Source organism: Rhodopseudomonas sp. RCAM05734 (assembly GCF_052658035.1).
On sequence record NZ_CP199742.1, the window covers coordinates 4,202,635 to 4,219,237 of the forward strand.

Sequence of the window (16,603 nt, forward strand, 5' to 3'; positions counted from 1 at the left end):
TCTAGACAATGTCCGTCCGCCGCCTGGCACCGAAAGAACTGCAACCCGCGAGTTTCGCCTTCACCGCGGAAAACCTCGCGTTCGCGCAGAAGCAGATCGAGCAATATCCGCCGGGCCGTCAGGCATCGGCGGTGATTGCGATCCTGTGGCGGGCGCAGGAGCAGAACGCCGGCTGGGTGTCGGAAGCGGCGATCCGCGTGGTCGCCGACATGCTGGCGATGCCCTATATCCGCGTGCTCGAAGTGGCGACGTTCTACACCCAGTTCCAGCTGCAGCCGGTGGGAAAGAAGGCCCACGTCCAGGTCTGCGGCACCACGCCCTGCATGCTGCGCGGCGCCGGCGAGCTGATCGACGTCTGCCAGCACCGCATCCACCACGATCCATTCCATCTCTCGGCTGACGGCGATTTTAGCTGGGAGGAGGTCGAGTGCCTCGGCGCCTGCGTCAACGCCCCGATGGCGATGATCTGGAGTGACACCTACGAGGATCTCACCAGGGACAGTCTCAACAAGCTGCTCGACGGTTTCGCCGCCGGCACGCCGCCGAAGCCGGGCTCGCAGATCGGCCGCCAGTTCGCGGCGCCCGAGGGCGGCGCGCGCACGCTGAAGGACGGCGGCGCGTTCACGCGTCCGCCGCTCGATACGCCGCCGAATGACGGTCCGGCGCTGAGCGATGCCGACGCCAAGAAGCCGACCAAGGGCGCCAGCGAACGCGAGAGCCCGGCGCCGAAGCCGCCGGCGGCCGACGCCACCAAGACCAACCCGCCGACCGGTTCGGGACCCAAGAAGGCACCAGCGAAATGACGTCGTCTCGCCCGGTGGCCATCGCAATGCCGACAGGTGCAATGCCCATGAACAAGTGGCTCTACGTGCTGCTGCATACGGCTGCGGCTGTGGCCTTCATCTTTCTGCTGCAGCGCTATTTCATGAGCGCGACGCTTGAATCAAGCCTGCTGTGGGCCGTGGTGTTTGGCGGCTTTGCCGCCATGCTCGCCTACAAGCAAGCCAATCGCTGATCGAGGACGCCATGCTCGACGACAAGGATCGCATCTTCCGCAACCTCTACGGCCTCGAGGACTGGGGCCTCAAGGGCGCGCGCTCGCGCGGCGGATGGGATGGCACCAAGGCCATTCTCGACCGGGGCCGCGACTGGATCGTCACCGAGATGAAGGCGTCGGGCCTGCGCGGCCGCGGCGGCGCCGGCTTCCCGACCGGCATGAAATGGTCGTTCATGCCGAAGGACAATGCCGACGGCCGGCCGAGCTATCTGGTGGTCAACGCGGACGAGTCCGAGCCCGGCACCTGCAAGGATCGCGAGATCATGCGCCACGACCCGCATCTGCTGGTCGAGGGCTGCCTGATCGCCGGCTGCGCCATGGGCGCCCATGTCGGCTATATCTATGTGCGCGGCGAGTTCATCCGCGAGCGCGAGCATCTGCAGGCGGCGATCGACCAGGCCTATGAGGCCAAGCTGATCGGCAAGGACAACATCCACGGCTTCCCGTTCGATCTCTATGTCGCCCACGGCGCCGGCGCCTATATCTGCGGCGAGGAAACCGCGCTGCTGGAGAGCCTCGAGGGCAAGAAGGGCCAGCCGCGGCTGAAGCCGCCATTCCCGGCCAACGTCGGTCTCTATGGCTGCCCGACCACTGTCAACAACGTCGAGTCGATCGCGGTGGCGCCGGACATCCTGCGCCGCGGCGCATCGTGGTTCGCCGGCATCGGCCGCGCCAACAACGTGGGGACAAAACTTTACGGCATCTCCGGCCACGTCAACACGCCCTGCGTCGTTGAGGATGCCATGAGCATCCCGTTCCGCGAGCTGATCGACAAGCACGGCGGCGGCATCCGCGGCGGCTGGGACAATCTCCTGGCGATCATTCCCGGCGGCGCCTCGTGCCCGCTGATCCCTGCGGCCGACTGCGAAGAGCTGATCATGGACTTCGACGGCACCCGCGCCGTCAAATCCTCGTTCGGCACCGCCGGCGTCATCGTCATGGACAAGTCCACCGACGTGGTCGCGGCGATCGCCCGCATCAGCTACTTCTTCAAGCATGAGAGCTGCGGCCAGTGCACGCCGTGCCGCGAGGGCACCGGCTGGATGTGGCGGGTGCTCAACCGCATGGTCGAGGGCCGCGCCCACAAGCGCGAGATCGACATGCTGCTGGAAGTGACCAAACAGGTCGAAGGCCACACCATCTGCGCGCTCGGCGATGCCGCCGCGTGGCCGGTGCAGGGCCTGATCCGCGCCTTCCGCCCGGAGATCGAACGCCGTATCGACGATTTCAGCCGCAAGGCGAGCCTCGACGACCAGGGCATTCTCGATCCCGCGCATATGGTCGCGGCGGAGTAGGGGTAAGCAGGAGGCGGAGATGGCAGAAGAACCAGACAATCTCGTTCTTGTGTATCTGCGGCGGCTCGATGAGAAGATGGATCGAGTACTGGACGACATGCGCGATTTGAAAATTCGCGTAACGGGATTGGAAGAGGGGCTTGCGGGCGTTAATCGCCGGCTGGACCGAATGGAAATACGTATCGATCGCATCGAGCGGCGTCTTGAAATAGCTGACGCCCACTGAGTTAGAGACAGGCATGACCAAACTCATCATCGACGGCAAAGAGATCGATGTCCCCGCCGAGTTCACGCTGTTGCAGGCGTGCGAGGCGGCGGGCGCCGAGATCCCGCGCTTCTGCTATCACGAGCGGCTGTCGATCGCCGGCAACTGCCGGATGTGTCTGGTCGAGGTGAAGGGCGGCCCGAAGCCGGTGGCCTCCTGTGCCTGGGGCGTGCGCGACTGCCGGCCCGGTCCCAAGGGCGAGCCGCCGGAGATTTCGACCAAGTCGCCGATGGTCAAGAAGGCCCGCGAGGGCGTGATGGAATTCCTGCTGATCAACCATCCGCTGGACTGCCCGATCTGCGACCAGGGCGGCGAGTGCGACCTGCAGGACCAAGCCATGGGCTACGGCGTCGATACCAGCCGCTTTGCCGAGAACAAGCGCGCCGTCGAGGACAAGTATCTCGGCGTGCTGGTCAAGACCTCGATGAACCGCTGCATCCAGTGCACGCGCTGCGTCCGCTTCGCCGCCGAAGTCTGCGGCGTGCCGGAGATGGGAGCGCTCGGTCGCGGCGAGGACATGGAGATCTCCACCTATCTGGAGACCGCGCTGACAAGCGAATTGCAGGGCAACCTGGTCGACATCTGCCCAGTGGGCGCGCTGACCTCCAAGCCCTATGCCTTTGCCGCACGCCCGTGGGAGCTCGGCAAGACCCAGTCCATCGACGTGATGGATGCGGTCGGCTCGGCGATCCGCGTCGATACCCGCGGCCGCGAGGTGATGCGCATCCTGCCGCGCGTCAACGAGGCGATCAACGAGGAATGGATTTCCGACAAGACCCGCCACATCGTCGACGGCCTGCGCTCGCAGCGCCTCGACCGCCCGTTCGTGCGCGAGAACGGCAAGCTGCGCGCTGCCACCTGGCCTGAAGCCTTCGCCGCCATCGCCGCCAAGGTGAAGGGCGCTGCGCCGAAGAAGATCGGCGCCATCGCCGGCGATCTCGCCGCGGTGGAAGAGATGTTCGCGCTGAAGGAATTGCTGACCAAGATGGGCTCGGCGAATGTCGCCACCCAGGACGGCGCCGCCTTCGATCCCAAGGCCGGCCGCGCCTCCTACATCTTCAACCCGACCATCGCCGGCATCGAACAGGCCGACGCGCTCTTGATCGTCGGATCCAATCCGCGCAAGGAAGCCGCCGTTCTCAACGCGCGCATCCGCAAGCGCTGGCGCAGCGGCCAGATGAAGGTCGGCGTGATCGGCGACAAGGCCGATCTCACCTATGGCTACGACTATCTCGGCGCCGGCACCGATTCGCTGGGCGAACTCGCCGCCGGCAAGAACGCGTTTGCCGATGTGCTGAAGGGCGCCAAGACCCCGATCGTGCTGGTTGGCGCGGGCGCGGTGTCGCGTTCCGACGGCGCCGCCGTGCTGGCGCTCGCCGCCAAGCTCGCGGTGGATGTCGGCGCGATCACCGACGGCTGGAACGGGTTTGCCGTGCTGCAGGCGACGGCATCGAAGGTCGGCGCGCTCGATATCGGCTTTGCGCCGGGCGACGGCAGCCTGCCCCTGGCTGACATGACCAAAGCGGGCGGGCTCGATGTGCTGTTCTCGCTCGGCGCCGACGACGTCAACGTCGCCGACGGCACCTTCGTGGTCTATATCGGCACCCATGGCGACCGCGGCGCGCATCGCGCCGACGTGATCCTGCCGGGCGCCGCCTATACCGAGAAGTCCGGCATCTACGTCAATACCGAGGGCCGCGCCCAGATTGCCAACCGTGCCGCGTTCCCGCCGGGCGATGCCCGCGAGGACTGGGCGGTGCTGCGCGCGCTGTCCGACGTGCTCGGCCACAAACTGCCCTGGGATTCGCTGACGGCGCTGCGCCAGGCGATCTTCAAGGCGGTGCCGCATCTGATGCGGCTCGACCAGATCGAGGCCGGCGACGGCGCTGCGATCAAGGCTCTTGCCAGCAAGGGCGGCAGCGTCGACAAGGCGGCCTTCAAGTCGCCGGTTGCGGATTTTTACCTGACCAACCCGATCGCGCGTGCGTCGGCCGTGATGGCGGAGTGCTCCCGCCTGGCGTCTGGCCAGTTGCTGACGGCGGCGGAGTAGGACGATGGCTGAATTCTGGACAAGCACCCTGTGGCCGCTGATCATCATGATCGCACAGAGCCTGCTGGTGCTCGTGGTGCTGCTGATCGCGATCGCCTACATCCTGCTCGCCGACCGCAAGATCTGGGCGGCGGTGCAGATCCGTCGCGGACCCAACGTGGTCGGCCCGTTCGGCCTGCTGCAATCCTTCGCCGATCTCCTCAAGTTCGTGCTGAAGGAGCCGGTGATTCCCTCCAGCGCCAACAAGGGCGTGTTCCTGCTGGCGCCGCTGGTCTCCTGCGTGCTGGCTTTGGCCGCCTGGGCGGTGATCCCCGTCAACCTCGGCTGGGTGGTCTCCGACATTAATGTCGGCGTGCTCTACATCTTCGCGATCTCATCGCTGTCGGTGTACGGCATCATCATGGCCGGCTGGTCGTCGAACTCGAAATACCCGTTCCTGGCCGCGCTGCGTTCGGCGGCGCAGATGGTGTCCTACGAGGTCTCGATCGGCTTTGTCATCATCACCGTGCTGCTGTGCGCCGGTTCGCTGAACCTGTCGGCGGTGGTCGAGGCGCAGCACACCAAGGGGCTCGCCAGCCTGATCGGTCTGCCCTGGCTGACCATCCTGAACTGGTACTGGCTGCCGCTGTTCCCGATGTTCGTGATTTTCTACGTCTCGGCGCTGGCCGAGACCAACCGTCCTCCGTTCGATCTGGTGGAAGCCGAATCGGAACTGGTGGCCGGCTTCATGACCGAATACGGCTCCACGCCGTACCTGCTGTTCATGCTCGGCGAATACGTCGCCATCACCACCATGTGCGCGATGGGGGCGATCCTGTTCATGGGCGGCTGGCTGCCGCCGATCGACGTCGCGCCGTTCACCTGGGTGCCCGGAATCATCTGGTTCACGCTCAAGGTATTTTTCATGTTCTTCATGTTTGCGATGGCGAAGGCGATCGTGCCGCGCTACCGCTACGACCAGCCGATGCGTCTGGGCTGGAAGGTGTTTCTGCCGCTGTCGCTGGCGATGGTCGTGATCGTCGCCGCCGTGCTGCAATTCGGGGGGCTCGCTCCGAAATGAGGTCGCTATGAATATCAGGGCAACTGCTCACTCGCTGCTGCTGGCGGAGTTCGCTTCGGCGTTCGTCCTCGCCATGCGCTATTTCTTCAAGCCGAAGCCGACGCTGAACTACCCCTTCGAGAAGGGGCCGATCTCGCCGCGCTTCCGCGGCGAGCATGCGCTGCGCCGCTATCCGAACGGCGAGGAACGCTGCATCGCCTGCAAGCTGTGCGAGGCGGTGTGTCCGGCGCAGGCCATCACCATCGAGGCCGGCCCGCGCCGCAACGACGGCACGCGGCGCACGGTGCGCTACGACATCGACATGGTGAAATGCATCTATTGCGGGCTGTGCCAGGAGGCATGCCCGGTGGATGCGATCGTCGAGGGGCCGAATTTCGAATTCGCCACCGAGACGCGTGAGGAACTGTATTATGACAAGGCGAAACTTCTCGCCAATGGCGACCGTTGGGAGCGAGAGATTGCAAAATCCATCGAACTCGACGCGCCGTACCGGTGAGGTGAGGTCATGATCCTTCCCGCATTGTTCTTCTATCTGTTCGCCGGCATCTGCGTCGCCTCGGCGGTGATGGTGATCGCGTCGCGCAATCCCGTGCACTCGGTGCTGTTCCTGATCCTGGCCTTCGTCAACGCATCCGGCCTGTTCGTGCTCATGGGCGCCGAATTCCTCGCCATGATCCTGGTCGTGGTCTATGTCGGCGCGGTCGCCGTCCTGTTCCTGTTCGTGATCATGATGCTCGACGTCGATTTCGTCGAACTGCGCCAGGGCTTCCTCGAATACCTGCCGGTCGGCCTGCTGATCGGCTTCATCTTCCTCGCCGAGCTGCTGCTGGTGGCCGGCGGCTGGGTCATCAACCCGACGGTCGGCAAGTCGATCACCGCGGCGATCCCCGGCAATGTCAGCAACACCGAGGCGCTCGGCCTGGTGCTCTATACGAAGTACATCCATTACTTCCAGCTGTCCGGCATGGTGCTGCTGGTGGCGATGATCGGCGCCATCGTGCTGACCTTGCGCCACAAGGTGAAGGTCAAGCGCCAGGACATCAACGTGCAGAACGCCCGCACGCCGGCGCTGGCCATGGATGTGCGCAAGGTCGCCTCGGGGCAGGGGCTCAAGGACGCGGACGCGGCGGAGTGGGTGCAATGACCATCGGTCTCGGACATTACCTGTCGGTCGGCGCGATCCTGTTCACGCTCGGCATCCTCGGCATCTTCCTCAACCGCAAGAACATCATCGTCATCCTGATGTCGATCGAGCTGATCCTGCTCGCGGTCAACATCAACTTCGTGGCGTTCTCGACCCATCTCGGCGACATCGTCGGCCAGGTGTTCGCGTTGCTGGTGCTGACGGTGGCAGCGGCGGAGGCGGCCATCGGGCTTGCCATCCTCGTGGTGTATTTCCGCAACCGCGGCTCGATCGCGGTTGAAGACGTCAATCTGATGAAGGGCTGAGGGCATGATCCGGAAAAGTGGATCCCGGTTTTCCGATCAGATCATGCCACTTAACAAGGCACTACTATGATCCAGGCTCTCGTTTTCCTGCCGCTGATCGGTGCGCTTATTGCGGGCCTGATCGCCATTTCGGGCGCGCATGCGCGCAACCCGAGCGGCGACGAAATGGACCACCACGACGACCACGGTCATGGTCATGGCGACGCCCATGCGGCACACGCCCAGGACGATCACGGGGCCGATGCCCATGGCCACGACGACCATCACGCCATCGAGCCGGCGGCTGCGGGCTCACGCGCTGCCGAGCTGGTCACCACCGCGCTGCTGCTGATCTCGGCCGGCCTGTCCTGGATGACCTTTGTCGATGTCGGCTTCCTGCATCACGATGCCCGCATCGTGCTGATGCCGTGGATCAATTCCGGCGACCTGCAGATTGCCTGGACGCTGCGCGTCGATACGCTGACGGCCGTGATGCTCGTCGTCGTCACCACGGTGTCGTCGCTCGTGCACCTGTATTCCATCGGCTACATGGAAGACGATCCGAACCGGCCGCGCTTTATGGCCTATCTGTCGCTGTTCACATTCGCCATGCTGATGCTGGTGACCGCCGACAACCTGGTGCGGCTGTTCTTCGGCTGGGAAGGCGTCGGTCTCGCCAGCTACCTGCTGATCGGCTTCTGGTACCAGAAACCCACGGCCAACGCCGCCGCCATCAAGGCCTTCGTGGTCAACCGGGTCGGCGACTTCGGCTTCTCGCTCGGCATCTTCGCCATCTTCATGCTGGTCGGCTCGACCGATTTTGACACCATCTTCGCCGCGGCCCCCGGGCTGACCGGCAAGACCATCGACTTCTTCGGCTGGCATGCCGACGCCCTGACCCTGACCTGCCTGCTGCTGTTCATGGGCGCCATGGGCAAGTCGGCCCAGTTCCTGCTGCACACCTGGCTGCCGGACGCCATGGAAGGCCCGACCCCGGTGTCGGCGCTGATCCACGCCGCGACCATGGTCACCGCCGGCGTGTTCATGGTGGCACGCCTGTCGCCGCTGTTCGAACTGGCGCCCAATGCCCAGGCCGTCGTCATGCTGGTCGGCGCCACCACCGCGTTCTTCGCCGCCACCGTCGGCCTGGTGCAGAACGACATCAAGCGCATCGTCGCCTATTCGACCTGTTCGCAGCTCGGCTACATGTTCGTGGCGCTGGGGGCAGGGGCCTATTCGGTCGCCATGTTCCATCTGTTCACGCACGCCTTCTTCAAGGCGCTGCTGTTCCTGGGCTCGGGCTCGGTGATCTACGCGATGCATCACGAGCAGGACATCCGCAACATGGGCGGGCTGAAGGACAAGATCCCCTTCACCTATGCCATGATGGTGGTGGGCACGCTGGCGCTGACCGGCTTCCCGCTGACCGCCGGCTATTTCTCCAAGGACGCCATCATCGAGGCCGCCTTCGTCTCGCACAATCCGTTCGCCTTCTACGGCTTCCTGATGACGATGGTCGCCGCCGGCCTGACGTCGTTCTATTCATGGCGGCTGATCTTCAAGACCTTCCACGGCGAGCCGCACGACAAGAAGCACTACGATCTCGCCCACGAGGCGCCCTATGTGATGCTGGTGCCGCTCGGCGTGCTGGCGGCCGGTTCGATCCTCGCGGGTTTCCCGTTCAAGGAACTGTTCGCCGGCCACGGCATCGAGGAGTTCTTCAGGGAGTCGCTGAAGATGCATCCGCATATCATCGAAGAGATGCACCACATCCCGGCGGGGATCGCCTATCTGCCGACGGTGATGATGGCGGGCGGCTTCCTGGTGTCCTGGATGTTCTACATCCGCAGGCCCTATCTGCCGGTCGAACTCGCCAAGCAGCACGGGATGCTCTACCAGTTCCTGCTCAACAAGTGGTACTTCGACGAACTCTATGACGTCATCTTCGTCCGTCCTGCCAAGTGGCTCGGCCGCTTCCTGTGGAAGAAGGGTGACGGCATGATCATCGACGGGCTCGGTCCCGACGGCGTCTCATCGCGCGTCATCGACATCACCCGCGGTGTCGTCAAGCTGCAGACCGGCTACCTCTATCACTACGCCTTCGCGATGCTGATCGGCGTCGCCGGGCTGATCACCTGGTTCATATTCGGCTTGGGAGGCCATTGATGTCGTCGGCTTCCGTCATGACCTGGCCCATCCTGTCCGTCGTCACCTTCCTGCCGACCGTCGGCGCGATCCTGATCTATCTCAGCCGCGGCGACGACGAGGCGGCGCAGGGCAATGCGCGCTGGATCTCGCTGTGGACCACGCTGATCACCTTCGCGGTGTCGCTGATCCTGGTGCTGCGCTTCGATGCCGCTAACGGCGACTTCCAGTTCGTCGAGAAGGCGCCGTGGCTCGCCAACACGATCACCTACCACATGGGCGTGGACGGCATCTCGCTGCCGTTCGTGATCCTGACCACTGCGCTGATGCCGTTCTGCATCCTGGCGTCGTGGAAATCGATCACCAAGCGCGTGCGCGAATACATGATGGCGTTCCTGATCCTGGAAACGCTGATGATCGGCACCTTCTCGTCGCTGGATCTGGTGCTGTTCTATCTGTTCTTCGAAGGCGGCCTGATCCCGATGTTCCTGATCATCGGCGTGTGGGGCGGCCCGCGCCGGGTCTACGCATCGTTCAAGTTCTTCCTCTACACGTTCCTGGGCTCCGTCCTGATGCTGCTGGCGATCATGGCGCTGTACTGGAATGCGGGGACCACCGACATCCCGACGCTGATGCACACGGCGGTGCCGCGTAGCCTGCAGACCTGGGCCTGGCTGGCGTTCTTCGCCTCGTTCGCGGTCAAGATGCCGATGTGGCCGGTGCACACCTGGCTGCCGGACGCCCACGTCGAGGCGCCCACCGCGGGCTCGGTGGTGCTGGCGGCGATCATGCTGAAGATGGGCGGCTACGGCTTCCTGCGCTTCTCGCTGCCGATGTTCCCGGAAGCCTCCGTCTACTTCACGCCGCTGATCTTCACGCTGTCGGCCGTCGCCATCGTCTACACCTCGCTGGTGGCGCTGATGCAGGAAGACATCAAGAAGCTGATTGCCTATTCGTCGGTCGCCCATATGGGCTTCGTGACCATGGGCATCTTCGCCGGCACCACCCAGGGCGTCGCCGGTGCGGTGTTCCAGATGGTCTCGCACGGCATCGTGTCTGGCGCGCTGTTCCTCTCGGTCGGCATCGTCTACGATCGGCTGCACACCCGCGAGATCGCCGCCTATGGCGGCCTGGTCAACCGGATGCCGCTCTACTCGCTGATCTTCATGGTGTTCACCATGGCCAATGTCGGTCTGCCCGGCACTTCCGGCTTTGTCGGTGAGTTCCTGACCCTGATCGGCACCTTCAAGACCAGCGTCCCCACCGCCACCGTGGCCACGCTCGGCGTCATCCTGTCGGCGGCCTACGCTCTGTGGCTGTACCGCAAGGTGGTGTTCGGCGCGCTGACCAAGCCGGCGCTGCAGGGGATCAAGGACATCACCTTCCGCGAAGGCCTGATCATGGTCCCGCTGGTCATTCTCACCATTCTGTTCGGGGTCTATCCGAAGCCGGTTCTCGACATGTCGGCGGCCTCGGTGCAACTCCTCGTCAACAACTACGCCGCTGCAACCACTGCCGTGAAGGCAGCCGCGCTGCTGCCATGAACGCAGCAGGTCAGGACAACGCGCAATGACTTTTGAGACCGCCGGATATTCGTTGCTGCCCGTATTGCCCGAGCTTGTGCTGGCGGTCGGCAGCATGGTGCTGCTGATGATCGGCGCCTACCGCGGCCCGGCCATGACCGGCCTCATCACCGGACTGGCCGTGTGCCTGCTGGCCATCGTCGGCGCGCTGGAGCTGTTGCTGCCGGCCGGCAAGCTGGTGACCTTCGGCGGCAGCTTCATCGTCGACGATTTCGCGCGCTTCCTGAAGATCCTGTCGCTGGTCGGATCGGCGGTGACGCTGATCCTGTCGCGCGAATTCCTCGCGGACCCGTCGCGCCGGATCTTCGAATATTCGATCCTGGTGCTGCTCTCGACCGTCGGCATGATGGTGCTGATCTCGGCCGGCGACCTGATCATGCTGTATCTCGGCCTCGAACTGATGAGCCTCGCGCTCTATGTCGTCGCCGCCTCGAACCGTGACAATGCCAAGTCCACCGAAGCCGGCCTGAAGTATTTCGTGCTCGGCGCGCTGTCGTCGGGCATGCTGCTCTACGGCGCCTCGCTAATCTACGGTTTCACGGGCACCGTGACCTTCACCGGCATCGCCGCTGCGGCGACCACCGGCAGCACCGGCCTGGTGTTCGGCCTCGTGTTCCTGCTCGCCGGCCTGTGCTTCAAGGTCTCGGCGGTGCCGTTCCACATGTGGACGCCGGACGTCTATGAGGGCGCGCCGACCCCGGTCACCGCGTTCTTCGCCTCGGCGCCGAAGGTGGCCGCGCTGGCGGTATTCACCCGCGTGGCGCTGACCGCATTCCCGGGCATCATGACCCAGTGGCAGCAGATCGTGGTGTTCGTCTCGATCGCCTCCATGGTGCTCGGCTCGTTCGCCGCCATCGGCCAGACCAACATCAAGCGCCTGATGGCCTATTCGTCGATCGGCCACATGGGCTTTGCGCTTGTCGGCCTTGCCGCCGGAACGGTCGAGGGTGCGCAGGGCGTGCTGGTCTATATCGCCATCTACGTGGCGATGACGCTCGGCACCTTCGCCATCATCCTGGCCATCAAGCGCGACGGCAAGCCGATCGAGACCATCAAGGACTTCGCCGGCCTGTCGCGCACCAATCCGGCGCTCGCGTTCCTGTTCGCCATGTTCCTGTTTTCGCTGGCCGGCGTGCCGCCGCTGGCCGGGTTCTTCGGCAAGTTCTATGTCTTCGTCGCCGCCATCGAGGCCGGCCTGTTCACGCTGGCCGTGGTCGGCGTGCTGGCCAGCGTGGTCGGGTGCTATTACTACCTGATGATCGTCAAGATCATGTATTTCGACGAGCCGGGCACCAAGCTCGACCCCATGCGGTTCGAACTGCGCACCGTGCTGGCGGTCGCCGGCATCTTTAATGTGCTCTTCTTCGTCTATCCCGCCCCACTGGTCAGCGCCGCCAGCTTCGCAGCGAAGTCGCTGTTCTAGATGGCGTTCGTGCTAGGGCCGCGGGCCGCCGCGGCGGGCTACAAGGTTGCCGTCTTCGATGAGGTCGGCTCCACCAATACGGAAGCGATGGAGCGCGCGCGCCAGGGCGAACGCACTCCGACCTGGTTTGTCGCCCGCACGCAGACGTCGGGGCGGGGGCGCCGCCAGCGCGCCTGGAGCGCGCCGCCGGGGAACCTGTACAATTCGGTCCTCGAACTGCTCGACGTGGTCCCGCCGGTCGCCGCCACCCTGGGCTTCGCGGCCAGTCTCGCGATAGGCGCTGCGCTCGACCATGTCAGCCTCGAGACGCGGCTGCGCGGCGGCGCCGAAGGCCTCGCATTCAAGCTGAAATGGCCGAACGACGTCCTGGCGGGAGGAGCCAAGATTGTCGGTATCCTGCTAGAGGCGGAAGCCGTTGCGGATGGCCGGCTCGCCGTTGTGGTGGGCATCGGCACCAATGTTGTTGCTTATCCCGAGGGAACGCCGTATCCCGCGACTTCGCTTGCAGCTCTGGGTGTCCATATCGGGGCGGAGGAGCTGTTCGGCGCGCTGTCGGATTCCTGGGCTGAATTCCGCGGGATCTGGGACAACGGCCGCGGCTTCGGCGAGATCTCGCAGGAAGTGGCTGGAGCGTGCGGCGGGGCTCGGTGAGCCCGTGTCGATCCAGTCCGGCGGCTCCACGGTCACCGGCACGTTCGACACGATTGATGAAGCAGGCTGCCTGATTGTCAGGACGGCCGAAGGCAAGCGCCTGCCGATCGCGGCGGGCGATGTCTTTTTTGGACCGACAGCGTCGGTTGGAGCGGCGTGAGATGACGCGACCCGACGAATTGACTTTTGCATCGCTTGGCGGTGTTGGCGAGATCGGCATGAACCTGTCGATCTACGGGCTCGGCAAGGGCAACCAGCGCAGCCGGCTGGCGGTCGATCTCGGCGTCTACTTTGGCGACGAGGAGCACCTGCCAGGCATCGACCTGGTGATGCCCGACATCAAGTTCCTGGAAAAGGAAAAGAAGAACCTCGTCGGCCTGGTGCTGACCCACGCCCATGAAGATCATTTCGGCGCCATCATCGACCTGTGGCCGAAGCTGAAATGCCCGATCTACGCGACCCAGTTCAGTGCCTCTCTGTTCGCGGCCAAATGCGCCAGCGAGCGCAACCCGCCGAAGATCCCGGTCACCGTGGTGCCGTCGGGCGGCACCATCCAGCTCGGTCCGTTCAGCGTCGAATTCATCCCCGTCGCGCATTCGATTCCGGAATCCCACGCGCTCGCCATCCACACCTCGGTCGGCACCGTGCTGCACACCGGCGACTGGAAGATCGATCCGACCCCGATCATCGGCAAGCCCACCGACGAACGCCGCCTGCGCGAGCTCGGCGACCAGGGCGTGCTGGCGCTGATCGGCGATTCCACCAATGCCGTCAGGGAAGGGCGCTCGCCCTCCGAGATGGAAGTCGCCAAGACCATCACCGAGCTGATGAAGGCCGCCAAGGGCCGCGTCGCCGTCACCACCTTCGCCTCCAACGTCGCCCGGCTGCGCGCCGTGGCCGATGCCGCCGAGGCGTCCGGCCGCGAGGTCGTCGTGGTCGGCCGTGCCATGGAACGTGTGGTCCAGGTGGCGCGCGAGACCGGCTATCTCGAGGGCGTCCGCGCCTTCCGCAGCGCCGACTACTACGGCCATTTCCCCGCCGACAAGGTTGTCGCGCTGTGCACCGGCAGCCAAGGCGAACCGCGCGCCGCATTGTCGCGCATCGCCAACTCGGATCATCCGCAGGTCACCCTCAACAAGGGCGACACGGTGATCTTCTCGTCGCGCACCATTCCGGGCAACGAGAAGTCGGTCGGCACCATCATCAACGGCCTGGTCACCCAGGGCGTCGAGGTCATCACCGACCGCACCCATCTGGTGCACGTCTCCGGCCATCCGCGCCGCGACGAGCTGCGCGACATGATCTCGTGGGTCCGTCCGCAGCTCTTGATCCCGGTCCACGGCGAAGCGCTGCATCTGCATGAGCACGCCAAGCTGGCGCGTGCCTGCGGCGTGCCGAAGACCATGATCGTCAAGGCCGGCGACCTGGTGCGGCTCGGACCCGGCGACTCCGCGGTGATCGACCAGTTGCCGTCGGGCCGGCTCTACAAGGACGGCGCCATCCTCGAGGATTCCAAGTCGCGCGCGGTGACCGAGCGCAAGCGGCTGTCGTTCGCCGGCTGCGCCTTCATCGCTATTGCCGTGAGCGAGAAGGGCGACCTCGTCAACGATCCCGAACTGGATCTGGTCGGCATCCCCGAGAAGAACGTCAAGGGCGAGCTGATCGACGACATCGTGTTCGACGTCGTGGTGAACACCGTCGAGAACCTGCCCAAGGCGCGCAAGCGCGACCCCGATGCCATGGCGGAATCGATCCGCCGCGCGGTGCGCTCCTGCGTGTCCGAGCACTGGGGCAAGAAGACGCTGTGCTACGTTCACATCCTGACGGTCTAGAGTAACGGCGGAGGGACGATGCTGGGTCGACTCAATCACGTGGCCATCGCGGTCGCCGACGCCGAGAAGGCCGCGAAAATCTATGGCACCGCCTTCGGCGCCGAGATTTCCGCAGCGGTGCCGCTGCCCGAGCACGGCGTCATCACGGTGTTCGCCACCTTGCCGAATACCAAGATCGAGTTCATCCAGCCGCTTGGCGACGCCTCGCCGATCGCGAAGTTCATCGAGCGCAATCCCGACGGCGGCATCCACCACATCTGCTACGAGGTGCCTGATATCCTCAAGGCGCGCGACACGCTGGTCGCCGAGGGCGCGCGCGTGCTCGGCAATGGCGAGCCCAAGATCGGTGCCCACGGCAAGCCAGTGCTGTTCCTGCATCCGAAGGATTTCTCCGGCGCGCTGGTCGAGATCGAGCAATCCTGATGGCCTATGCGATCTCAACCGGTCTTGCGATCTACTTCGTCATCTGGTGGATCGTGCTGTTCCTGACGCTGCCGTTCGGCGTGCGCAGCCAGCACGAGGACGGCGAGGGCACCGACGGCACCGATCCCGGCGCGCCGGTGATCACCCGGATGGGCAGGAAGCTGCTGTGGACCACGGTCATCTCGGCGGTGTTGTTCGGCGCCGGCATGTATTGCTATCGCATGGACTATTTCAACATCGAGCGGCTGTCGAAGCTGATGGGCATCCCGCTGTAGGGGATCACTGGTCGCTTTTGACGCGCGTCGCGGTCTGGATGTCCTGGGTGCGCGCCAGCCGGGCCAGCTCGCAGCCCTCGCAATAGCGCGAATCCTTGAAGTCGATCCAGTTGTGGGCGAACACCCGCTCAGAAGGGATGTCGTAGCGGGTCTGCAGCACGCGGACCAGCATGCGCCATGCCGCGGTCTGCGCCTCGGTGACCGGTCGACGCACGTTTGGATAGTTGCCGACGAATTCGACGCCGATCGAACTGTCGTTGTCGATCTGCTGGAAGGTCGATGAGTTGTCGATGAACTTGTTGTCGTTGCGATTGCCGTCGCGCAGGTGGTTCGGCACGGCGAATTCCGCCACCGCCCAGTACACGGTGCCGTCGGTCTCGACCCAGATGGTGGTGCCGCGGCGATTGGGGCGCTGCATCTGCGCAACCGCGCTGCGGAAGGCCGAGCCGGCCGCGCCTTCGCTCTGATGCACCACGATGTTGCGCCACTCGCGGGCGTTGGCGAGATCGCCCCACGGCGTCAGCCAGACCATATTCAATCCGGGAATATCGGGGGTGCCGCGCGACCGTACCGCGGTCTCGAAACTGGATGGCGATGTCTGTGCCGAAAGCGGCGGACAGACCGCCATGAACCAAGCCAGCACCAAGACAATGCGAAAGGTCATGCCCCATCCCGAAGCGCGGCATCGCGTCTTCGCAGCGTAACGCAGCCTCTATTCGAGTCAAATCCGATCGCGGCGCGGGGGGGGCCGGCTTGTCAACTCGCAGGCGCGCTGATGAAAAGCAGGGCGCGGAGCTTCTCAAAAAATCTCGAAAAAAAAGAGCAGGGCCACAGCCCTGCTCGGAAAATTGTGTCGACCCTATTCCCCCAGAATTTTTGGATTTATCCTTGATTTATGGGGCGACGCTGCTTGTGCGCGTCAGGGCTCCTCCCGAGACTTGGACCACCAGACTTTGTCCTTGCAGACCGCCTGAGCTTCGAGTCGTAGCCGATCTTTTTTTGTTTGTCATCTATTTCGGCAGCGTTTGTTCAAAATTGAGGCAATGCTAGGATGGCCCTGCCGCATGCCATTAACGGTTGCATTTCGTGCGCAGACCCGGAGGGATTGGATGCTCA

At 64.4% G+C, this 16,603-nt stretch carries 16 protein-coding genes and 1 pseudogene; 16 read left to right on the forward strand and 1 reads right to left on the reverse strand.

The window, feature by feature from the left end; all coding sequences use genetic code 11:
- Window positions 1-8 precede the first annotated feature (8 nt).
- The 16 genes and pseudogenes from nuoE (at window position 9) to ACUXVA_RS19920 (ending at window position 15,487) form a co-directional block, all read left to right on the forward strand.
- On the forward strand, window positions 9-803 hold the full coding sequence (gene nuoE / locus ACUXVA_RS19845) for an NADH-quinone oxidoreductase subunit NuoE (protein WP_265078775.1): 795 nt from the start codon (window positions 9-11) through the stop codon (window positions 801-803).
- 26 nt (window positions 804-829) lie between these two features.
- Window positions 830-1,015 carry a hypothetical protein gene (locus ACUXVA_RS19850; protein ID WP_265083738.1) on the forward strand — a complete coding sequence of 62 codons (186 nt, stop codon included), beginning with the start codon at window positions 830-832 and terminating at the stop codon, window positions 1,013-1,015.
- Between the two features lie 11 nt (window positions 1,016-1,026).
- On the forward strand, window positions 1,027-2,352 hold the full coding sequence (gene nuoF / locus ACUXVA_RS19855; RefSeq protein WP_265078774.1) for an NADH-quinone oxidoreductase subunit NuoF: 1,326 nt from the start codon (window positions 1,027-1,029) through the stop codon (window positions 2,350-2,352).
- A gap of 19 nt (window positions 2,353-2,371) precedes the next feature.
- Complete coding sequence (locus ACUXVA_RS19860; protein ID WP_265078773.1) at window positions 2,372-2,578, forward strand: hypothetical protein; 207 nt, start codon at window positions 2,372-2,374, stop codon at window positions 2,576-2,578.
- A 13-nt stretch (window positions 2,579-2,591) separates the two neighbouring features.
- Complete coding sequence (nuoG, locus tag ACUXVA_RS19865) at window positions 2,592-4,667, forward strand: NADH-quinone oxidoreductase subunit NuoG (RefSeq protein WP_445487666.1); 2,076 nt, start codon at window positions 2,592-2,594, stop codon at window positions 4,665-4,667.
- Window positions 4,668-4,671: 4 nt separating this feature from the next.
- Entirely contained in the window at window positions 4,672-5,727 is a 1,056-nt protein-coding gene (gene nuoH, locus ACUXVA_RS19870) for an NADH-quinone oxidoreductase subunit NuoH (RefSeq protein ID WP_445487668.1), read from the forward strand.
- Window positions 5,728-5,734: 7 nt separating this feature from the next.
- Window positions 5,735-6,223 (forward strand): NADH-quinone oxidoreductase subunit NuoI, encoded by a 489-nt coding sequence (gene nuoI / locus ACUXVA_RS19875; RefSeq protein ID WP_092142263.1) that lies wholly within the window; start codon window positions 5,735-5,737, stop codon window positions 6,221-6,223.
- A 9-nt stretch (window positions 6,224-6,232) separates the two neighbouring features.
- Window positions 6,233-6,871, forward strand: a complete 639-nt coding sequence (locus tag ACUXVA_RS19880; RefSeq protein ID WP_265078772.1) for an NADH-quinone oxidoreductase subunit J — start codon at window positions 6,233-6,235, stop codon at window positions 6,869-6,871.
- A complete protein-coding gene (gene nuoK / locus ACUXVA_RS19885) occupies window positions 6,868-7,176 on the forward strand; it encodes an NADH-quinone oxidoreductase subunit NuoK (protein WP_265078771.1) in 309 nt (102 codons plus the stop codon). The genes ACUXVA_RS19880 and nuoK overlap by 4 nt, the downstream gene beginning before the upstream one ends.
- A 66-nt stretch (window positions 7,177-7,242) precedes the next feature.
- Window positions 7,243-9,321 (forward strand): NADH-quinone oxidoreductase subunit L, encoded by a 2,079-nt coding sequence (gene nuoL / locus ACUXVA_RS19890; protein ID WP_445487671.1) that lies wholly within the window; start codon window positions 7,243-7,245, stop codon window positions 9,319-9,321.
- A 17-nt stretch (window positions 9,322-9,338) separates the two neighbouring features.
- Window positions 9,339-10,844, forward strand: a complete 1,506-nt coding sequence (locus tag ACUXVA_RS19895) for an NADH-quinone oxidoreductase subunit M (protein ID WP_413776371.1) — start codon at window positions 9,339-9,341, stop codon at window positions 10,842-10,844.
- A 25-nt stretch (window positions 10,845-10,869) separates the two neighbouring features.
- The gene (gene nuoN, locus ACUXVA_RS19900; protein ID WP_265078769.1) at window positions 10,870-12,306 is read left to right on the forward strand and encodes an NADH-quinone oxidoreductase subunit NuoN; all 1,437 of its coding nucleotides are present in this window, start codon (window positions 10,870-10,872) and stop codon (window positions 12,304-12,306) included.
- A pseudogene (locus ACUXVA_RS19905) lies at window positions 12,307-13,117 on the forward strand (biotin--[acetyl-CoA-carboxylase] ligase).
- 1 nt (window position 13,118) lies between these two features.
- Complete coding sequence (locus ACUXVA_RS19910; protein WP_445487673.1) at window positions 13,119-14,789, forward strand: ribonuclease J; 1,671 nt, start codon at window positions 13,119-13,121, stop codon at window positions 14,787-14,789.
- An 18-nt stretch (window positions 14,790-14,807) separates the two neighbouring features.
- Entirely contained in the window at window positions 14,808-15,212 is a 405-nt protein-coding gene (mce, locus tag ACUXVA_RS19915; RefSeq protein WP_265078768.1) for a methylmalonyl-CoA epimerase, read from the forward strand.
- Window positions 15,212-15,487 (forward strand): DUF1467 family protein, encoded by a 276-nt coding sequence (locus ACUXVA_RS19920; protein WP_265078767.1) that lies wholly within the window; start codon window positions 15,212-15,214, stop codon window positions 15,485-15,487. Before mce ends, ACUXVA_RS19920 begins: the two co-directional genes overlap by 1 nt.
- A 4-nt stretch (window positions 15,488-15,491) precedes the next feature.
- Here the strand turns inward: ACUXVA_RS19920 and ACUXVA_RS19925 are convergent, their stop codons facing one another.
- The gene (locus ACUXVA_RS19925) at window positions 15,492-16,151 is read right to left on the reverse strand and encodes a peptidoglycan recognition protein family protein (RefSeq protein WP_445487677.1); all 660 of its coding nucleotides are present in this window, start codon (window positions 16,149-16,151) and stop codon (window positions 15,492-15,494) included.
- Between the last annotated feature and the right edge of the window lie 452 nt (window positions 16,152-16,603).